Source organism: Streptomyces mayteni (assembly GCF_054783955.1).
Map to the genome: position 1 here is coordinate 28,479 of NZ_BAAGPR010000018.1, position 22,109 is coordinate 50,587.

Genomic DNA, 22,109 nt, shown 5'->3' on the forward strand with positions numbered 1-22,109 from the left:
CCCATATGCGGAAGGAGAGCGGTCAGGAGATCCCGAACTCGTCGTCGAGCATTTGGAACAGTTCTTCGTCGGAGGCCGGGTTGAGTCGCGGCGCGGCGCCGCTCGTCCCCTGGCCGGCGGGGTGGCCGACCGACAGTTCCCGCCAGGTGTCGAGCAGGTGGTTCAGCCGCGTGGTGACCTGGCCCCGCAGGGCGACTGGGTCGTCGACGGTGGCCAGGGCCGCCTCCAGCTGGTCGAGCTGTCCGAACACCGAGGGCACTTCGGGGGTTTCCGTCCCGAAGATCTCCCGGCGCAGCCAGTCGGCCAGCGCGTCGGCGGTCGGATGGTCGAACACGAGCGTGGCGGGCAGCCGCAGTCCGGTGGCGACCCGGAGCCTGACGCGCAGGGACAGGGAGGTCATCGAGTCGAACCCCAGGTGCTGGAAGGGGCGGTCGGCGGCCACGTCCCTGGCGCTGTCGTGACCGAGCACGGCCGCCGCCTCGGTGCGCACCAGGTCGAGCAGGGCGGCGCGCTGTTCAGCGGCGGTCAGGCGGGTCAGCCGTTGGACGAACGCGGAGCCGCGCGGCGGGTCCGTGTCGTCGCCCGTCCCGGCGTCGCCACCCGGGGTCAGGGCCGGGCCGGCCTCCGGAATCCCGGAGAGCAGCGGCGCGGGGCGTACCGCGACGTACGAGCGGGCGAAGGCGTCCCAGTCGACGTCGGCGACCATGAGTCCCGACTCCCCCGCCGCGACGGCGAGTTCGAGCGCCTCGATGGCCTGCTCAGGTGGCATGGAGGACACGCCCGTCCGGTTGGCGAAGGCGCGGGTCCGCTCGTCGGCGCCGAGCCCGGCGCCGCCCCAGGCGCCCCAGGCGATGGCGGTGGCGGGCAGCCCGGCGGCGCGACGGCGGACGGCCAGCGCGTCGAGGAAGGCGTTGCCCGCGGCGTAGGTGGCCAGTCCCGCGCCGCCCCAGACGCCGGCCGCCGAGGAGAAGAGCACGAACGCGTCGAGCCGCGTGTCGGCGAGCAGCGCGTCCAGGTTGAGCGCGCCCCGCACCTTGGCGGCGAGCACCTGGGCCGCGTCCTCCAGCGTGCTCTCCGCGACGGGGCGGTAGACGCTGACGGCCGCGGTGTGCACGACCGCGCGGACCGGAAGGTCCACCGGGACCTCGGCGAGCAGCGCAGCCAGCGCGTCCCGGTCGGCCACGTCGCAGGCGGCCAGGGTCACCCGGCTACCCGACGCCCGCAGTTCGGCGGCGAGTTCGGCGGCGCCCTCGGCCGCGGGGCCGCGGCGGCTGACCAGGAGCAGGTGGTCGGCGCCGCGGGCGGCCAGCCGGCGGGCGACGCCCGCCCCGAGGCCGCCGGTGCCGCCGGTGATCAGGGTGGTGCCCGACTGCCGCCACTCCGGGTCGGCGGTCCTGGTGGTGCGGGGTGCCCTGACCAGCCGGCGCACCAGGGCGCCGGTGGGCCGGAGGGCGATCTGGTCCTCCGTGTCGCGCTGCCCGAGGACCGCGGCCAGTCGGCCGACCACCGTCTCGTCAGGGGTCGACGGCAGGTCGACCAACCCGCTCCACACCTCCGGGTTCTCCAGGGCGACGGAGCGGCCGGCTCCCCAGAGCATGGCCTGGTCCGGGCTGATCGCGGTGTCGGTCGGGCCGGCGGCGACGCCGCCGAAGGTGGCGCACCAGACGGGGAGGACGGCGCCGGCCTCCTCCAGGATCCTGATCACCGCGAGGTTCAGCGCCAGCCCGACCGGGAGGGTCGGCACGTGCGGGTGCGGTCCCTCGTCGAGGGCGAGCAGGGAGAGCAGGCCGGTGGGCCGGGGGCCGGGGGCGGTGAGGGCGGCGCGCAGCGGCGCGGCCACCACCCCGTGGTCGGGTTCGGCGGCGTCCAGGACGACCGGCCGGAGTTCGGCGCCGCGCGCCGACAGGCCCGCGGTGAGCGCGGTCACCCAGGGGTGCTCGGCGTGGCCGGCGGGCATCAGCAGCAGCCAGGTGCCGGTCGGCGCACCCGCCTGGTCGCCCCGGCCGAGGTCCGGGTAGGGCTCCCAGGACTCCCGGTAGCGCCAGGAGGCGAGCCGGGACTGGTCGGCGCCCTGTCGGCGCCAGGTGGCGAGGGCGGGCAGCAGGGAGGTCAGCGCCTCGGGGTCGGGGAGCCCCAGCACGTCGGCGAGCGCCGCGGGGTCCTCCTGCTCGACGGCGCCCCAGAACTCCCGCTCGTCCGTGGGCGCCGCGGGCGGCGTGCCACCCCCGGTGGCTTCGGGGTCGTGCCAGTAGCGCCGGCCCTGGAAGGGGTAGGTGGGCAGGGCGGCGGCGTCCGCCGGTCCTTCGCCGAGCACCGCGGACCAGTCGGGCGTGGCGCCGTGCGCTATCGCGGTGGCCAACGAGGCGTACAGCCGTCGTTCGCCCTCGTCGCGACGGAGCGTGCCGACGACGGCGACCCGGTCGTCCGCGCCGCGGGTGTCGACCGTGTCGCGGATCGCGGGCACCAACACCGGGTGCGGGCTGACCTCGACGAACAGGGTGTGCCCCGCCGACAGCAGGTCGCGGGTGGCGGCCTCGAACCGGACGGGCTCGCGCAGGTTGTCGAACCAGTAGAAGGCGTCGAGGGGGATACTCACGGGCAGCGGGCCGCCCGCCAGATCGGCGACGGTGGAGTGGAAGGGGATCTCGGGCTTCCGGGGGCGCACGTCCGCCAGTTGGGCGAGCAGTTCGTCGCGGACGGCGTCGACCCGCGCGGAGTGCGAGGCGTAGTCGACCGGGAGCCGGCGCGCCGTGATCTCCCGCTCGGCGCAGTGCGCGAGCAGTTCCGTGACCGCCGTGGCCTCACCCGCGACCACGGTGCTGCCTGGGCCGTTGACGGTGGCGACGGAGAGCCTGCCGGCCCAGGGCGCGAGCAGTGCGGCGGTCCGGTCGTGGTCGAGCGACAGCGAGACCATGCCGCCGCTGCCGGCGAGCGCGGTGAGTGCCCTCGATCGGCGGGCCACGACGAGCGCGGCGTCCTCCAGGGTGAGCGCGCCGGCGATGTGCGCGGCGGCGATCTCGCCCTGGGAGTGGCCGACGACGGCGTCCGCGGTGATGCCGAACGACTCCCAGAGCCTGGCCAGCGCGACCATCACCCCGAACAGCGCGGGCTGTACGACGTCCACCCGGTCGAGCGAGGGGGCGCCGTCGGCCTCGGTCAGGACGTCCAGCAGGTCCCAGCCGGTGTGGGGTCGCAGCGCGTCGGCGCAGGCGCCCAGGTGCTCGGCGAACACCGGTGAGGACGCCCGCAGTTCGAGGCCCATCCGGGCCCACTGGGTGCCCTGTCCCGGGAACACGAACACGGTCCTGCCAGGCCGGGCCGAGGCCCGGCCGGTGACGACGGCGGCGCTCTCCGCCCCGGCGGCGAGCGCCGCGAGTCCGGCCCTGAGTTCGTCCGGGGTGTCGCCGACCACGACGGCCCGCCGTTCGTGGGCGGTCCTGGTGAGGGCGAGGGCACGGCCGACGGCCAGGGGGTCGGTGGCCGCCCGGTCCTCCGCCGCCCGGTCCTCCGCCGCCTGGTCGGTGCCGACCTGGTCGACCGCGAGCCGGTCGAGCAGCGACCGAGCGGCGGCGCGCAGCGCCGCCTCGTCCCTGGCCGTCAACAGCCAGGGCACGGGGCGCCGTTCGGGCGCCGCGCCGGTGCCAGCGCGTTCGGTGGGCTCGACGGCCTCGGCGGGCGCGGCGGGCTCGGCCGCCGCCGGCGCCTCCTCGACGATGACGTGCGCGTTGGTGCCGCTGAGACCGAACGAGGACACGCCGGCCCGGCGGGGCCGATCCACCTCGGGCCAGGGCACCTTGGAGGTGACCAGCTCGACCGCGCCGGTGGACCAGTCGACGTGCGGGGTCGGCTCGTCCACTTGGGGGGTGGCCGGCACCTCGCCCCGCCGCATCGCCCAGACCGCCTTGATCACGCCGGCGACGCCGGCGGCGGCCTGCGTGTGCCCGATGTTGGCCTTCATCGCGCCGAGCAGCAGGGGGCGTTCGGCCGGGCGGTCCTGGCCGTAGGTGGCCAGCAGCGCCTCCGCCTCGATCGGGTCGCCGAGCGTCGTGCCGGTGCCGTGCGCCTCGACCACGTCCACGTCGGCCGAGGTCAGCCCGGCGCTCGCCAGCGCCTGGGTGATCACCCGCTGCTGCGCCGAACCGCTCGGCGCCGTCAGCCCGTTGGACGCGCCGTCCTGGTTGATGGCCGAGCCGCGCACCAGGGCGAGCACCTGGTGGCCGTTGCGGCGGGCGTCCGACAGCCGCTCGAGCAGCAGCAGGCCGGCGCCCTCGCCCCAGGCGGTGCCGTCGGCGGCGGCCGCGAAGGGCTTGATCCGGCCGTCGGGCGCCATGCCGCGCTGCTGGCTGAACTCGGTGAAGAGGCTGGGGGTGGCCATCACGGTCACGCCGCCGGCGAGTGCCAGGTCGCACTCCCCTGCCCGCAGGGACTGCGCCGCCAGGTGGATCGAGACCAGCGACGAGGAGCAGGCGGTGTCCACCGACACCGCGGGGCCCTCGAGGCCGAAGGTGTACGCCACCCGGCCCGAGGCCACGCTGCCGGCCGTGCCGCCGGCGAGGTAGCCGGCGAGTTCGCCGGGGGCGGCCGCCGCCCGGGCCGCGTAGTCGTGGTGGACCACGCCGACGAACACCCCGGTCCGGCTGCCGCGCAGGGTCTCGGGGACGATCCCGGCACGCTCCAGGGTCTCCCAGGAGGTCTCGAGCAGCACCCGCTGCTGCGGGTCCATGGCGAGTGCTTCGCGCGGCGAGATGCCGAAGAACTCGGCGTCGAACTCGTCCGCGTCGTAGAGGAACGCGCCCTGGTGGGTGTAGCTCTTCCCCAACTCGCCTGGCCGCGGGTCGTAGATGGCGTCCGTGTCCCAGCCGCGGCCGGTCGGGAAGTCCCCGACCGTCGTCGTGCCGTCCGACAACAGCCGCCACAGGTCCTCGGGCGAGCGGACGCCGCCCGGGAAGCGGCAGCCGACCGACACGACGGCCACCGGGTCGTCCGACACCTCGACGGGCGTCGCCGGGGTCTCGACCGGCGGCTCGGTGCGCTCGATGCCGAGCTCGGTGAGGAGGAAGTCGGCCATCGCGGCCGGCGTGGGGTGGGCGAAGACCACCGTGGACGGCAGTTGCAGTCCGGTCATGTCGTTCAGCACGTAACGCAGTTCGACGGCCGCCAGCGAGTCGAAGCCCAGGGACTTGAAGGAGTGCTGGGCGTCGATGGCCTGATCGGCGGAGTGGCCGAGCACCAGCCGGGTCTGGGTGAGCACCAGGTCCATGACCCTGGCGGTGGCCTCGTCGTACGACAGTCCGGCGAAGGGCCCGGACTCCCCCTCGACCGTCCCGTCGCCGGCCGCGGGGTCGGCCTCGGGCTGGGGGGCGCGTGGGCGGCCGAGGGCCGCCAGCGCGGGAGGCAGCTCCTCGGACGTCGGCCGGGCGTCGGAGGACGTCAGGTGGAGCGGGACCAGGTGGGCGTGCGCGTGGTCGCGGGCCGCGTCGAGCAGGGCCAGTCCCTGCGGAGCCGACATGGCCTCGATGCCGAGACGGCCCCACCTGGCGACGTCCGCGGCGGTGAGCGCCGCCGTCATGCCGCCGGCGCCGGCCCAGGGGCCCCACGCCAACGAGACGCCGGGGAGGCCGAGGACGCGGCGCTGGCCGGCGAGCGCGTCGAGGAAGGCGTTGGCCGCCGCGTAGTTCGCGTGTCCCGGGGTGCCGATGGTCCCGGCGACGGAGGAGAACAGCACGAACTCGGCCAGGTCGAGTTCCCTGGTCAGCTCGTGGAGCCACCACCCCGCGGCCACCTTGGGCCGCAGGACGCGGGCGAGTCGCTCGGCGTCCAGGGACTCCACCGTGGCCTCGTCGAGCACGCCGGCCGCGTGGACGACCGAGGTGAGGGGGTGTTCGGCGGGGATGCCGGCCAGCAGCGCGGCGAGCGCGGCGCGATCGGCCACGTCGCAGGCGGCGATCGTGACCCGGGCGCCCGAGGCGGCGAGTTCGGCGGCGAGTTCGGCCGCGCCTGGGGCGCGCTCGCCCCGCCGGCTGACCAACAGCAGGTGCCCGGCGCGGCGGGCGGTGGCGTAGTGCCTGGCCAGCGCGGCGCCGAGGGCGCCGGTGCCGCCGGTGATCAGCACCGTGCCGGGGACGGGAGGGTGGTGACGGGCGGGCGCCGCGGTGGGCGGCGCGACGCGGGCCAGCCGCGGTACCCGGGTCTCGTGCGCGGAGAGCACCAGTTGGGGCTCGCCGGTGGCCAGAGCCCGGCCCAGCGCGAACGGGTCGGCGTCGTCCGCCAGATCGACCAGGACGAATCGGCCCGGGTACTCGCTCTGCGCCGAACGCACCAGGCCCCAGACCGCCGCGCCGGCGAGGCCGGCGACGAGGCCGCCGGGTGCCGGCGCCGTGGCGCCCCTGGTGACCAGGACCAGCCGCGAGTCCGCGAACGCCGCGTCGGCCAGCCAGGCGCGCAGCAGGGCGCGCACGCGCTCGGTCGCGGCCGCCGCCGACGCCACCGGCTCGCCCCCGGTGATCAGCGGGGCGATCGGTGCCAGCACCACGGCGGGCGCCTCCGGGCCGGCGGTGGTCAGCGCCGGCAGATCGGGGCGGCGGGGCAGCCCGAGGCCGAGGTCGTCGTCGCCGAGCGCCACCCATCCGGCGCGGTCGGCCGACGCCTCCGGCGTCGTCAGCGGGACCAGGTCGAGGTGGAACAGGCCGTCGGGCGCGGTACCTTCGCGGGCCGACAGCTCGTCGGCGGTGACGGTACGCCAGGTGACGGAGGACACCGAGGCCACGGGAGCGCCGCGGTGGTCGGCCAGGGTCAGCGACGCCGCCTCGGGGCCGACCCGGGCCAGCCGCACCCGAAGACCGGGCACCCGAGGGGCGTGCAGCCGGATGCCCTCCCAGGAGAAGAGCAGCCCGGCGCCGCTCGACTCCTGCCAGAGCGCGGTGGGTTGGAGCGCGGAGTCCAGCAGGGCCGGGTGGAGACCGAACCGGTCGTCGCCCACCTGGTCGGCGACGCCGTCCGCCAGGGCGACCTCGGCGAAGATCTCGTCACCGCGCCGCCACAGGGCCCTGATGGCCCGGAACGACGGCCCGTAGGCGTAGCCGCGAGCGGCGTGCTCCCGGTACAGCTCGCCCGGGTCCATCGGAGTGGCCCCCTCCGGCGGCCAGCTGGCGAGGTCGCCTGCCGGCTCGTGGCGCGCGGGCTCCGGGGCCAGGGTGCCGCTGGCGTGCCGGGTCCAGGCGGCTCCCTCGCCGCCGCGGGCGTGGATGGTGAGGGCGCGGCGCTCGTCCTGGTCGGGAGCGCCGACCCGCACCTGGAGTTGGACGGCACCGGTCTCGGGCAGCGGCAGCGGGGCTTCCAGGACGAGTTCCCCGACGACGAGCGCCGCGGCGTGGCCGGCCCGCTCGCGCCCAGCGTCGGCGTGCCAGGTGCCGGCGTGCCAGGTGCCGGCGTGCCAGGCGGCGTGCAGGGCCAGTTCGGCGAGGGCGGCGCCCGGCGTCAGCACGCGGCCGTGGATCACGTGGTCGGCGAGCCAGGGCTGGGCGCTCACCGACAGCCGGCCGGTGAGCAGCACCGAGCCCTCGTCGGCCACGGTCAGGGCCGCGTCGAGCAGCGGATGTTCCGGGCGGGTCAGGCCGGCGCCGGCGAGGGCGCTCGCCGCGTCCCCGGTCATCCAGTAGTGGGCGCGTTGGAAGGCGTAGGTGGGGAGTTGGACCTGCCGGGCGTCGGGGGCCGCCAGGGCGTGCCAGTCCACCGCGACGCCCTGGACGTGCAGGCGCGCCAGGGCGGTGAACAGCGCCCGCGGCTCCGGGAGGTCGCGGCGCAGCGCCGAGACGAACCAGGGCGTGGCGCCGCCGGACTCCGCGGCCAGCGCCTCCTCCCCGAGCGCCGTCAGCACGGCGTCGGGGCCGAGTTCGAGGAACACGTCGGCCCGTCGGTCGCGCAGCAGCCGTATCCCGTCGTGGAACCGCACGGGCTGCCGGACCTGGCGGGCCCAGTAGGCGGCCGAGCGGGCCTCCTCGTCGGTGAGCGGCGCGCCGGTGACGTTCGAGATGATCGGGATCCGCGGCGGGTGGGCGGTGGTCCCGGCCACCACCCGCTCGAACTCGGCGAGCATGCCGTCCATGTGCGGCGAGTGGAAGGCGTGGCTGACCCGCAGCGGCCGGGTCTCGACGCCCCGTGCCCGCCACTCGTCGGCGGCCTGGCGCACGGCGTCCGCGTCGCCCGAGATCACCGTGGCGGACGGGCCGTTGACGGCCGCGACACAGACGGCGTCGTTCCGGTCGGCGAGTGCGGCCCGGACGTCGTCCTCGCCGGCGCGGATCGACACCATGGCGCCGCCCGCCGGCAGGGCGGCCATCAGGCGGCCGCGCGCCGCGACGATGGCGGCGGCGTCCTCGAGCGACCAGACGCCCGCGAGGTGGGCGGCGGTCAGCTCGCCGACCGAGTGACCGAGCAGGTGGTCGGGACGTACGCCCCACGACTCCACCAGCCGGAACAGCGCGGTCTCCAGCGCGAAGAGGCTGGCCTGGGCGAGGTCGGTGCGCCGCAGGGTCTCGCGGGCCTCCGGGCCGTCGGCGGCGAAGATCGCCTCGCGCGGCGAGGCCCCGAGGTGCGGCGCGAGCGCCGCGCACACCGCGTCGAAGGCCGCCGCGAAGACCGGGAACGCGTCATACAACTCACGGCCCATGCCCGGGCGTTGGGCGCCCTGCCCGGTGAGCAGGACCGCCACCCTGGCGCCGTCGGGGGCCGCCTCGCCGCGCACCAGGAGGGGGCTGGGCTCGCCGGCGGCCAGCGCGGCGAGTCCGGCGCGCGACGCGTCGGGGTCGTCGGCCAGGAGGACGGCGCGGTGTTCCAGGGTGGCCCGGGTGGTGGCGAGGGAGAGGGCGATGTCCCCGGGCCGCGGCGCCTGGTCGCCGGGAACACCGGGAACACCGGGAACACCGGGAACACCGGAGAGGGCGTCAAGGAGCCGGCGGGCCTGGGCCCGGAGCGCCGGCTCGTCGCGCGCGGACAGCGGCCAGGGCGCGACGACCTGGCGGGGCGTCCCGCTGGCGGAGGGTTCGACGGCAGCCGGCCGGGCCTCGGAGTGCGGCCCGGCCGGGGCCTGTTCGAGGAGGACGTGGGCGTTGGTGCCGCTGATGCCGAAGGAGGAGACGCCGGCCCGGCGTGGCTGGGCGGCCTCGGGCCACGGCGTGCTCTCGGTGACCAGCTCGACCGCGCCCGCCGACCAGTCGACGTGGGTGCTCGGCGCGTCGACGTGCAGGGTCTTCGGCAGCACGCCGTGCCGCATGGCCTGCACCATCTTGATCACGCCGGCGACGCCCGCGGCGAGCTGGGTGTGGCCGATGTTGGACTTCAACGAGCCGAGCAGCAGCGGCCGTTCGGCCGGCCGGTCCTGGCCGTAGGTGGCCAGCAGCGCGCCCGCCTCGATCGGGTCGCCCAGCCTGGTGCCGGTGCCGTGCGCCTCCACCGCGTCGATGTCGCCCGTGGTGAGCCCGGCGTCGGCGAGCGCGGCCCTGATCACCCGCTGCTGCGACGGGCCGTTGGGGGCGGTGAGGCCGTGGGAGGCCCCGTCCTGGTTGACGGCGGAACCGCGCACCACGGCGAGCACGGGACGGTTGTCGCGGCGGGCGTCGGAGAGCCGCTGGAGCAGCACGAGTCCCACGCCCTCGCCCCAGATGGTGCCGTCGGCCGTGTCGGAGAACGCCTTGATCCGGCCGTCGGCGGCCAGGCCGCGCTGCCGGCTGAACTCCACGAACATGCCGGGGGTGGCCATGACCGTGACGCCGCCGGCGAGGGCCAGGTCGCACTCGCCCGAGCGCAGCGCGCGCACCGCCATGTGCAGCGCCACGAGCGAGGAGGAGCAGGCCGTGTCCACGGTGACGGCCGGGCCCTCCAACCCCAGGGTGTAGGCGATGCGGCCGGAGGCGACGCTGGCGGTGTTGCCGGTCAGCAGGTGGCCCTGGACGCCGGCCGGCGCCTCGGCGAGGCGGGGGCCGTACTCCTGGGCGGTGGCGCCGACGAAGACACCGGTGCTGGTGCCGCGCAGCGTCGTCGGGTCGATGCCGGCGCGTTCGACGGTCTCCCAGGACGTCTCGAGCAGCAGCCGCTGCTGGGGATCCATCGCCGCCGCCTCGCGCGGCCCGATCTCGAAGAACCCCGCGTCGAACTCGCCCGCGTCGTGCAGGAATCCGCCGCGCGCGACATAGGAGGTGCCCGGCCGGTCGGGGTCCGGGTCGAGCAGGGAGTCCAGGTCCCAGCCCCGGTTCCCGGGGAACGGCGTGATGGCGTCGGTGCCCTCGACGACCAGCCGCCACAGGTCCTCGGGCGACCGCACGCCGCCCGGGTAACGGCAGGCCATGGCGGTGATGACGATGGGGTCGTCGCCGGCCGCCGGCGAGGGCTCCATGCTGACCGGCGGACGCGCGTCCCGCTCCGGGTCGCCGGTGATCTCGGCCAGCAGGCGGCGGACGAGGGCGTCCGGGGTCGGGTGGTCGAAGGAGAGCGTGGCCGGCAGCCGCAGCCCGGTGACGGCGTTCAGCCGGTTCCGCAGTTCGACGGAGCTGAGGGAGTCGAAGCCCATCGCGGAGAACCGCCGGTCGGCGCCGATGCCGCTGGCGTCCGCGCGGCCGAGGACGAGCGCCGCCTCGCGGGTCACCAACTCGAGCAGCGCCGCGCGCCGTTCGGCCGCCGGGCGTTCGGCCAGCCGCGCCACCAGGGACGTGTCCCTGCTCGCCGCGCGGGTCGTGGCCCGTCGGGTGGCGGCGGGTCGGGTGGGGGTGGTGGCCAGGCCGCGGAGGACCGCGGGCGGTTCGGCCAACGCGCGTACCGCCGCTCGGTCGATCCCGGTCGCCAGGATCACCGGCCGGTCGACCGCCAGGGCCGCCTCGAACAACGCCAGACCCGACTCGTCGCTCAGCGGCACCAGGCCGAGACGCCCGAGGCGCGCCAGGTCGGCGTCGCCCAGATGTCCCGTGACACCGCTCGACGAGGCCCAGCGCCCCCACGCCAACGAGACCGCCGGCAGGCCCCGCGCCCGGCGGAACGCCGCCAGCGCGTCGAGGAACACGTTCCCCGCCGCGTAGCCTCCCTGCCCAGGCGTGCCCAACGTCCCCGCGGCCGAGGAGAACAGCACGAACTCCTCGATCGGCAGCTCGCTCGTCAGTTCGTGCAGATGCCACGCCCCGTCGACCTTCGGTCGCAGCACCCGCCGCAACCGCTCCGCCGGCAGCCCGGCCACGACACCGTCGTCCACCACGCCGGCCGCGTGCACCACCACCCGCAACGGGCGGTCGGCCGGCACGGCCGCCAACACCCGCGCCACATCGTCGCGGTCGCCGATGTCGGCCGCGACCACGCCCGCGGTCACGCCCAGGGCCTGGAGTTCGGCGACCAGTTCGCGGGCCCCGGGAGCCTCCGCCCCGCGCCGGCTGGTGAGCAACAGATGCCCGGCCAGGCCCGAGGCCGCGTAACGGCGCGCCAACAGGCCGCCCAACATCCCGGTGCCGCCGGTGATCAGCACCGTCCCGGGCCGCTGGTCCGCCGTCGGGTGGACGGTGGGCGGGATGGTCAGCACGATCTTTCCGGTGTGCCGGGCGAGGGCCAGGTGGCGCAGCGCCTCGGGGGCCTGCCGAACGTCCCAGACCGTGGTGGGCAGCGGCCTGAGGTGTCCGGCCTCGCACAGCGCCCGCAGTTCGCGCAGGATCTCGTGGAGGCGGTCCGGGCCCGGGTCCATGAGGTCGAAGGCGTGGTAGCCGGCGCCGTCGTGGCGCGCGGCGACCTCGTCGGGCTCGCGGATGTCCGTCTTGCCCATCTCGAGGAACCGTCCGCCGGGCGCGAGCAGCCGCAGCGACGCATCGGTCAACTCGCCGGCGAGGGCGTTCAGCACGACGTCGAAGCCGCGGCCGCCGGTGGCGGAGCGGAAGGTCTGCTCGAACTCGGCGGTGCGCGAGTCGGCGATCCGGTCGTCGGCGTAGCCGAGTCGGCGCAGGGTGTCCCACTTGCCGACGCTGGCGGTTCCGTACACCTCCATGCCCAGGTGCCTGGCGAGTTGGCGGGCGGCCATGCCGACGCCGCCGGTGGCGGCGTGCACGAGCAGCGTCTCGCCGGCGCCGACCCTGGCCAGGTCGATGAGTCCGTGGTAGGCGGTGGCGAAGGCCATGGGCACCGTCGCGGCCTCGGTGTACGTCCAGCCGGCCGGCATCCGCACCACGAGTCGCCGATCGGCGACGACGAGCGGACCCGTGCCCTCCGGGTAGAGGCCCATCACCCGGTCGCCCACGGCGAGTTCGGTGACGCCCCGGCCGACCTCGGTCACGATGCCGGCGCCCTCGCCGCCTGGCGGGCGACGGTCGGGGACCAGGTCGAGCCCGATCATGACGTCGCGGAAGTTCAGCCCGGCGGCGCGCAGTGCCACCCTGACCTGGCCGGGGGCGAGTGGCTCGTCGAACGCGGGATGGGGCAGGCGGGCCAGGTCGTCCACGGAGCCGCGCGAGGTGAAGTCGAGGCGCCAGGCGCCGGGCGTCGCGGGGGGCGGCAGCGTCGGGTGGCTGCCCGTCAGGCGCGGGACGACGCAGGTGCCGTTCCGCAGGGCGAGTTGCGGCTCGCCGGTGTCGAGCGCGGCGGGCAGCAGTCGCAGCGACGCGGCCTGGCCGTCGTGGTCGACCAGCGTGAACGGTCCCGGGTTCTCGGTCTGGGCCGAGCGGACCAGGCCCCAGACGGGTGCGGTGTCGAGCGCCGGTACGTCCTCGCCGTCGCGAGCGGCGACGGCGCGGCGGGTGACCAGGGCCAGGCGGACCCCGCCGAGCACCTCGTCGGTCAGCCAACTCCGCAGCAGTTCGAGTGTCGACCGGGTGGCGGCGTGCGCGCCGGCGACGGGGTCGGCGGCCGGCGCGTCCGCGCCGCAGGGCACCAGGACGGCGTCGGGGGCGGCGCCGGCGGCCAGGGCGGCGCGGAGGGCGGGCAGGTCAGGCAGCCGGGTCACGTCCGTGGCCCGGGAGGCGAGTTCGGCGGCCAGCGTCGCCGCGGGGCCACCGTCCCCGAGCACCACGAGACGGGCGCCCTTCGCGCGCTCCGGAAGGGGCAGCGGTTCCCAGGCCACCCGGTGCAGGTCGTCCGGGTGTTCGGCGGCCGGGGAGAGGGTCGGCGCCGGCCGCAGGGCCAGGGCTCCGACGCTCAGCACCGGGCCGCCCTCCGGGTCGCTGAGCGTGATGGCCACGGTGTCGGTCCCGACCGTGTCGAAGCGGGCCCGCACGGCGTCAGCGCCGGTGGCGTGCAGGCGCACGTCCCGCCAGGAGAACGGCAGCAGTGTGGGGCCGCCGGGGCGCAGCACCGCGTGCAGGGCGGCGTCGAACAGGGCGGGGTGCAGGCCGAAGCCCTCGGTGCCGCCCGCGGCTTGCGGCAGCTCGGCCTCGGCGTGGACGGTCCCGCCGTGGTCCCAGGCCGCGCCGAGTCCACGGAAGGCCGGCCCGTACCGGTAGCCGAGGCCGGCCAGCCCGTCGTAGTGCTCGCCCAGGTCGAGTGGTTCGGTGCCGGCCGGCGGCCACTCGTCCGACGCGCCGGGCGACGGCGCGGGTTCGACGGGGCCCGGGGCGAGGGTTCCGACGGCGTGGCGTGTCCACGGCCGGTCGTCCCGGGCGTCGGCCGGGCGTGAGTGGATGGTGAGGGGCCGGCGCTCGTCCTCGTCGGCGGGGCCGAGCAGGACCTGGACCCGCACGGCGCCGGAGTCCGGCAGCACGAGCGGCGCGTCCAGGGTCAGTTCCTCGAGCAGTGCGCAGCCGCCCTCGAAGCCGGCGCGGAGGGCCAGTTCGAGGAGCGCGGTGCCGGGCACCAGCACCGTGCCGTGGACGGCGTGGTCGGTCAGCCAGGGGTGGGTGCGCCGCGAGAGGGTGCCGGTGAGCACGTGGCTGTCCTCGCCGGCCAGCGCCGTGGCGGCGCCGAGCAGCGGGTGGTCGGCGTCGAGGACGCCGAGGGTCGTCGGGTCGCCGGCGCCGTGGTGCGGCTCCGGCCAGTAGGTGTCGCGTTGGAAGGGGTAGGTGGGCAGTTGGGTGGCGTCGATCGGGCCGGTGCCGAGGACGGCGGACCAGTCAGGCCGCACCCCGCCACGCACGTGCGCGGTGGCCAGCGCGGTCAACAGCCGCGGCCGGCCACCCTCGTTCCGGCGCAGGGTGCCGGTGACGACGGCGCCGGACTCCGGCGCGTGCGCGGCGATCGTCTCCTCGACGCCCACGGTGAGCACCGGGTGGGCGCTCGACTCGACGAACAGGGTGTGGCCGTCGGCGAGCAGGGATCGGACGGCGGCCTCGAACTCCACGGTCCGCCGCAGGTTCCGGTACCAGTACGCGGCGTCCGTCGGCACGTCCGCCGGCAGCGGCCCGCCCACGTGGCCGGCCACCGTCGAGTAGAACGGCACGGTGCCTGGGCGAGGCTCGACCGGGGCCAGTGCCGCCAGCATCTCGTCGCGGACGGTCTCCACCCACGGCGCGTGCGGGGCGTAGTCCATGGCGATCCGCCGGGCCCTGACGCCCCGCGTCTCGCAGTGCGCCATCAGCTCGTCGAGCGCCGCCGCCTCACCCGAGACCGCCGTGGTCGAAGGCCCGTTGAACAGGGCGACCGCGATCCGGCCTGGCCAGGGGGCGATCAGCTCGCGCGCGGCCTCCGCGTCCAGTGGCAGGGAGACCACGCCCCCCAGGCCGGCCAGCGACCGCAGCACCTTCGCCCGCGCCGCCACCACCCGGGCCGCGTCCTCGAGCGACAGCATGTCCGCGACGTGGGCGGCGGCTATCTCGCCCTGGGAGTGCCCCACCACGGCGTCCGGGCGCACCCCGAGCGACTCCCACAGCCTGGCCAACGACACCATCACCGCGAACAACGCCGGCTGCAGCACGTCGATCCGCTCCACCGAGGGGGCCCCTTCGACCCCGCGCAGCACGTCCAGCAGGTCCCAGTCCGTGAACCGGGACAACTCCCGTGCGCAGGCGGCGAGATGCTCGGCGAACACCGGCGAGGAGTCCAACAGTTCGACACCCATGCCGAGCCACTGCCAGCCCTGGCCGGGGAACACGAACACCGTCCCACCGGAGTTGTCGGGCGGCGAGCCCACCGTGAGGCCGGGGGCGGACCGTCCGGACGCCAGGGCCGCGAGACCGGCCCGCAGTTCCCGGTCGTCGCGCCCCACCAGCACGGCGCGGTGGGTGAGGGAGGCCCGACCGCGCGCGAGGGCGGGTGCGTGACCGGTCAGGTCCTGCTCGTGGGCCAGCAGCCGCTCGGCGATCTCGCGCAGCGCGCCGGGGGTCTTCGCGGACAGCACCAGCGGCAGCGGGGAGTCGCCGGGCCGCGGTTCGTCGGCGGGCTCCTCGGTCGGAGCCTGTTCCAGGACGACGTGGGCGTTGGTGCCGCTGATGCCGAACGAGGAGACGCCGGCCCGTCGGGGGCGGCCGACCTCGGGCCACGGCGTGCGCTCGGTGACCAGTTCGACGGCGCCCGCCGACCAGTCGACGTGCGGGGTCGGCGCGTCGACGTGCGGGGTGGCCGGCAGCACGCCGTGGTGCATGGCCTGCACCATCTTGATCACGCCGGCGATCCCGGCGGCGGCCTGGGTGTGGCCGATGTTGGCCTTCACCGAGCCGAGCAGCAGCGGCCGGTCGGCCGGCCGGTCCTGCCCGTAGGTGGCGAGCAGCGCGCCCGCCTCGATCGGGTCGCCGAGCTTCGTGCCGGTGCCGTGCGCCTCCACGACGTCGACGTCGGCCGTGCCGAGGCCGGCGTCGGCCAGCGCCCGGCCGATCACCCGTTGCTGGGCGGGGCCGTTGGGCGCGGTCAGCCCGTTGGAGGCGCCGTCCTGGTTGACGGCGGAGCCGCGCACCAGGGCGAGCACCCGGTGGCCGTTCCGGCGGGCGTCCGACAGCCGCTCCAGCAGCACGAGGCCGACGCCCTCGCCCCAGGCGGTACCGTCGGCGGCCGCCGAGAAGGGCTTGATCACGCCGTCAGGCGCCAGGCCGCGCTGCCGGCCGAACTCGGTGAAGACGCCCGGCATCGCCATCACCGTCACGCCGCCGGCCAGCGCGAGGCCGCACTCGCCGGAGCGCAGCGCCCGGGTGGCCAGGTGGAGCGCCACCAGGGAGGAGGAGCAGGCGGTGTCCACGGTGACGGCCTGGCCTTCGAGGCCCAGGGCGTAGGCGATGCGGCCTGAGGCGACGCTCGTGGTGTTGCCGGTGAGCAGGGAGCCGCTGAGCCGCTCCGGTGCCTGGGTGGTGGGCGGGCCGTACTCCTGCGGCATGGCGCCGACGAACACGCCGGTGTCGCTGCCACGGAGGGTGGCCGGATCGATCCCGGCGCGCTCCAGCGTCTCCCAGGCGGTCTCCAGCAGCAGCCGCTGCTGCGGGTCCATCGAGAGCGCCTCGCGCGGCGAGATGCCGAAGAACTCCGCGTCGAACTCGTCGGCGTCGTGGAGGAAGGCGCCGCGGCGGGTGTAGGTCCTGCCCGGCTTGCCGGGCTCCGGGTCGTAGATGCCGTCCAGGTCCCAGCCGCGGGTGGTGGGGAAGTCGCCGAAGGCGTCGGCGCCTTCGGCGAGCAGCCGCCACAGATCCTCGGGCGACCGCACCCCGCCGGGGTAGCGGCAGCCGATCGAGACGACGGCGATGGGGTCGTCGGCGATCGGGCCGGGGGTCGGGGCGGAGCCGGTGGACGGGGCCGGGGCGATGCCGAGGTCCTGGCCGAGGCGGGCGATCAGCGCGGCGGGGGTCGGGTGGTCGTAGATCAGCGCGGTGGGCAGCCGCAGGCCGGTGGCCGAGGTGAGGCGCCGGTGCAACTCGACGCCGGTGAGGGAGTCGAAGCCGAGGCTCTTGAAGGTGGCGTCGAGGGGGACGGAGCCGGCGGCCCCGTGGCCGAGGACGGCGGCGACCTGGGTGCGGACGAGGTGGGTCGGGTCGTCGGACCTGCCGGGCGGGTGCGGGTGGCGGGCCGCGGGCTCGGCGGCCGGCTGTCGGGGGCGCCGGGCCGGCGCGTCGCGGAGCACGGTCGGGAGGTCGCCGGCCCCGCCGAGCAGCCGGAGGGCGGGAAGGTCGGCGTGGGCGGCGAGCAGCGGTTCCGCGTGCGGGGCGCTGGCCTGGTCGAGCCGGGTCATCGCCTGGTCGGCGGCCGGCGGTTGGAGGCCGAGGGCGGCGATCTCGTCGGCCTCGGTGTCGCGGGCGAGGTGCGGCACGGCGGCGGGTAGGCCGGCGGCGCGGCGGTGCGCGGCGAGGGCGGCGAGGAAGGTGTCGGCGGCGGCGTTGCGGCCGTCGACCGCGCCGAGGAGGCCGGCGGGCGAGGCGACGAGCGTGAACTCGCCGAGCGCGGGGGCGCGGTCGCGGGTGAGCAGGTGCAGGTGCCAGGCGGCGGCGATGGTGCGCTGGAGGCCGTCGCCGTGGGCGCCGGCGCCGTGGACCACGGCGGTCAGCGGGTGGGCGGCGGGGATGTCGTCGAGGAGGGCGGCCAGCGCCTCTGGGTCGGCGATGTCGCAGGCGGCGAAGGTCACCTCGGCACCGAGGTCGGCGAGTTCGGCGGCCAGGCGGCCGTTGCCCGGCGCGTCGGCGCCGCGCCTGCCGACCAGCAGCAACCGGGTGCCGGGGCCGGCGGTGGCGTGGTGTCGGGCGAGGGCGGCGGCCTGGGGGCTGGGGAGGCCGGTGATCAGCGTGGTGCCGGTGGGCGGCCCGCCGGCGTCGCGGATCGGCCTCCGCTCGGCGTGCCTGAGCCGTGGCGCGTACAGCCTGCCGTCGACAACCGCGAGTTGGGGTTCGCCGGTGGCGACGGCGGCGGCCAGCGCGGTGTCCTGGCGGCTGGTCGCGTCGAGGTCGAGCACGGCGACCCGGCCCGGGTGCTCCCGCTGCGCGGAGCGCACCATGCCCCAGACGGCGGCGTCGGCGAGGCCGTCGACTGGCTGCCCCGGGCGGGCGGCGACGGCGCCGCGGGTGACGAGGACGAGCCGGGAGCCGGCGAGCCGTTCGTCGGCGAGCCAGGTGCGGAGCAGGGTCGCGACGCGCCGGATGGCGCGGCCGGCGCCGGCCGGTGGGTCGTCGGAGTGGTCGGCGTCACGCGGCACGGCGGCGGTGAGGACCACCTCGGGCAGCGGCCGATCGCCCTGCGCGAGGGTGGCGAGCCGGGCGTGGTGCGGCACGTCGAGGCCGAGGTCGTCCTCGCCGACGACCGCCCAGGTACCAGGTACGCGGAAGGCGGACGCGTCGGTGTCCAGCGGGAGCCAGTCGAGCCGGAGGACGGCGTCGGTGTCGGCGCCGCGCGCGGGCGGCAGCTGTTCCGGGGTGAGCGGGCCGGTCGTCACAGCCTCGGTGGTGAGCACCGGGGCGCCCTCGGCGTCGGTGAGCCGCACCGCGAGGCGGTCGGTCCCGAGGCGGGTGACGTGCGCGCGGACGGCGCGGGCACCGGTGGCGTGCAGGCGGACACCGGTCCAGGTGAGGGGTGTCCTGGCCTGGTCCGACTCGGTGGCGGCGAAGGCCAGTTGGAGGGCGGCGTCGAGCAGCGCGGGGTGCAGGGCGAAGCGGTCGGCGTCGGTGGCCTCGGCAGGCGTGGCCAGTTCGGCCAGCAGCTGGTCTCCGTGCCGCCAGGCGGCGCGGATCGTCTGGAACGCGGGGCCGTACCGGTGACCGCGCCCGGCGAGGCGGGCCTGCGGCTGCTCGGCCGCGTCGAGGCGGGTCGCGCCGGCCGGCGGCCACTCGGCCGGTGGCGGCTCCGGGGTGCCAGGGGCGGTGGTGGGGCCGAAGGATCCGGCGGCGTGCCGGGTCCAGCCGGCCTCGCCCTCGGCGCGGGAGTGGAGGGTGACCTGGCGCCCGCCGTCGGCGTCCTGGCCGCCGATCCGCAGCTGGAGGTGGACGGCGGCCGTCTCCGGCAGCCGGAGCGGGTGCTGGACGGTCAGCTCGCGCAGCTCGCCCGCGCCGGCGGACTCGCCTGCGGCCAGGGTGAGTTCGAGGAGCGCGGCACCGGGCAGCAGCACGGCGCCGTGCAGGGCGTGGTCGGCCAGCCAGGGGTGGCCGGCGGTGGAGAGGGCGCAGGTGAAGAGGTGCCCTTCGCCGTCGGCGAGGGAGGTGCTCGCCGCCAGGAGCGGGTGGTCCGGCGCGTCGAGGCCGGCGGAGTCGAGGCCGTCCCCGGCGGCGCTTTCGGCCCAGTAGGTGTCGCGTTGGAAGGGGTAGGTGGGCAGTTCGGTGGCGTCGGTCGGGCCGGTGCCGAGGACGGCGGACCAGTCAGGGGTGACGCCGCCGTGCACGTGCGCGGTGGCCAGCGCGGTCAACAGCCGCGGCCAGCCGCCCTCGTCGCGGCGCAGGGTGCCGGTGACGACGGCGCCGGACTCCGGCGCGTGCGCGGCCACCGCCTCGGTGAGGCCCACGGTGAGCACCGGGTGGGCGCTCGACTCGACGAACAGGGTGTGGCCGTCGGCGAGGAGGGATCGGGTAGCGGCCTCGAACTCCACGGTCCGCCGCAGGTTCTCGTACCAGTACGCGGCGTCCGTCGGCACGTCCGCCGGCAGCGGCCCGCCGACGTGGCCGGCCACCGTCGAGTAGAACGGCACGGTGCCTGGGCGAGGCTCGACCGGGGCCAGCAGTTCGAGCAGCCCCTCGCGGATCGCCTCCACCTGAGCGGAGTGCGAGGCGTAGTCCACGGCGATCCGCCGGGCCCTGATACCCTGCGACTCGCAACGGGCCAACAGCTCGTCAAGCGCCGCCGCCTCGCCCGAAACCACCGTGCTGGTGGGGCCGTTGACCACGGCCACCGAAATGCGTCCGCCCCAGGGGCCGATCAGATCACGCGTCTGCTCGGCATCCAGCGGCAGCGAGACCATCCCGCCAAGACCGGCCAGCGACCGCAGCGCCTTCGACCGCAGCGCCACCACCCGCGCCGCGTCCTCCAACGACAGCATGCCCGCGACGTGGGCGGCGGCTATCTCGCCCTGGGAGTGCCCCACCACGGCGTCCGGGCGCACCCCGAGCGACTCCCACCACCTGGCCAGCGACACCATCACCGCGAACAGCGCCGGCTGTACGACGTCCACCCGATCCCACGACGGCGCCCCCTGGGCGCCGCGCAGCACATCGAGCAGATCCCAGTCGGTGAACGGCGCCAACGCCTCGGCGCAGGCCGTCAGATGCTCGGCGAACACCGGCGAGGAGTCGAGCAGTTCGACCCCCATGCCACGCCACTGCGACCCCTGGCCAGGGAACACGAAGACGGTTCCGCCGGGGTGGGCCGCTGGCTGGCCGGTGACGAGTCGGGCGGTCTCCTCCCCCGCCGCCAGGGCGGACAGGCCGTCCAGGAACTCGTCGGCGTCGTGGCCCAGTACGACCGCCCGGTGGTCGAGCGTGGCCCGGCCGGCCGTCAGGGCGCGGGCGACCGCGACCGGGTCGGCGAGCGGGCGCTCGGCGAGCCGCGCGGCCTGCGCGCGTAGCGCGTCGGCCGTCTTCGCCGACAGCACGAGCGGCAGGGTGCCGTCCGTGGCGACCGGTTCGCCCTGCGCGGTGGGCTCCGGCGTCGCCTGCTCCAGGATGACGTGGGCGTTGGTGCCGCTGATGCCGAACGAGGACACCGCGGCGCGCCGCGGCCGGTCGGCCGCCGGCCAGGGAGTGTGCTCGGTGACCAGCTCGACGGCGCCCGCCGACCAGTCGACGCGTGGGGTGGGCGCGTCGACGTGCAGGGTGGCGGGCAGCGCGCCGTGACGCAGCGCGAGCACCGTCTTGATCACACCGGCTACACCGGCGGCGGCCTGCGTATGGCCGATATTCGACTTCAACGAGCCGAGCAGCAGCGGCCGTTCGGCCGACCGGTCCTGCCCGTAGGTGGCGACCAGGGCGGAGCCCTCCACGGGGTCGCCCACGGTGGTGCCGCTGCCGTGCGCCTCGACCGCGTCGACGTCGGCGGTGGTCAGGCCGGCGTCGGCGAGTGCGGCGCGGATGACCCGCTCCTGCGCGGGGCCGCTGGGGGCGGTGAGCCCGTTCGACGCACCGTCCTGGTTGATGGCGCTGCCGCGGATGACGGCGAGGATCCGGTGGCCGTTGCGTCGCGCGTCGGAGAGCCGCTCCAGCAGGATCAGGCCGACGCCCTCGGCGAGGCTGAAGCCGTCGGCCGCGGCGGCGAAGGGCTTGGAGCGGCCGTCGGGGGCCAGGCCGCGCTGGCGGCTGAACTCCATGAACATGCCGAGCGTGCTCATCACGGTGGCGCCGCCGGCCAGGGCGAGATCGCACTCGCCCGAGCGCAGCGAGCGGACCGCGAGGTGCAGCGCGACCAGGGAGGCGGAGGAGGCGGTGTCGACGGTGAGCGCGGGGCCTTCGAGGCCGAGGGTGTAGGCGATGCGGCCGGAGGCGGCGCTGCCGGTGGTGCCGGTGAGGAGGTGGCCCTCGAGCGGCGACCCCTGGTCCAGCCGGGGGCCGTACTCCATGGGCATGGCGCCGACGAAGACGCCGGTGTCGCTGCCGCGCAGGCTGGTCGGGTCGATCCCGGCGCGCTCCAGCGTCTCCCAGGCGGTCTCCAGGAGCAGCCGCTGCTGCGGGTCCATGGCCAGCGCCTCGCGCGGCGAGATCCCGAAGAACCCGGCGTCGAAACGATTCGCCTCGTGGAGGAAGCCGGCCTGGCGCTGGTAGTTGTGGCCGGGCGAGCCCGGGTCGGTGGCGCCCGCGCCCGCCGTGTCCCAGCCACGGTCGGTGGGGAACGGACCGATGGCGTCCCGCCCGTGGGAGAGCAGGTCCCACAGCTCGTCGGGGCCGGTCACCCCGCCGGGGAGCCGGCAGCCCATCGCCACGACGGCCACCGGCTGGTGCGGTTCGCCTGCCGATGCCGTCTGCCGGTCGGTTTCGCGCACCATACAGCCTCAGAACCTCTCAAGAGCAAGCGGATCAGACATCCAGGCCAGAGATTATCCGACCCTACCGAGCGCAAAACAGCACAGCCGTATCAATACACGACGAGAGTTACCCCTCCATAGAATCCACGGCCACCCCTCCCAGGAACGCCGCAGTTGCGAATCGACACAGCCCGCCGAGTGTAGATCATCCGGGAAGCAGCAGGTGAGAGCCACTTAACTCACACAAGATCACCCCTTGCACACCCCGCCGGAGCGTGACAGACTCCTGTGCGGCCTTTCCGGGGAATTGCAT

The 22,109-nt window shown here is 76.2% G+C and carries 1 protein-coding gene; it reads right to left on the bottom strand.

Annotated elements, in window-relative coordinates; genetic code table 11:
- Positions 1-22 precede the first annotated feature (22 nt).
- Positions 23-21,814: a type I polyketide synthase gene (locus ACYVPE_RS11320; protein WP_461033405.1), complete on the bottom strand. Its 21,792-nt coding sequence runs from the start codon at positions 21,812-21,814 to the stop codon at positions 23-25.
- Positions 21,815-22,109 lie beyond the last annotated feature (295 nt).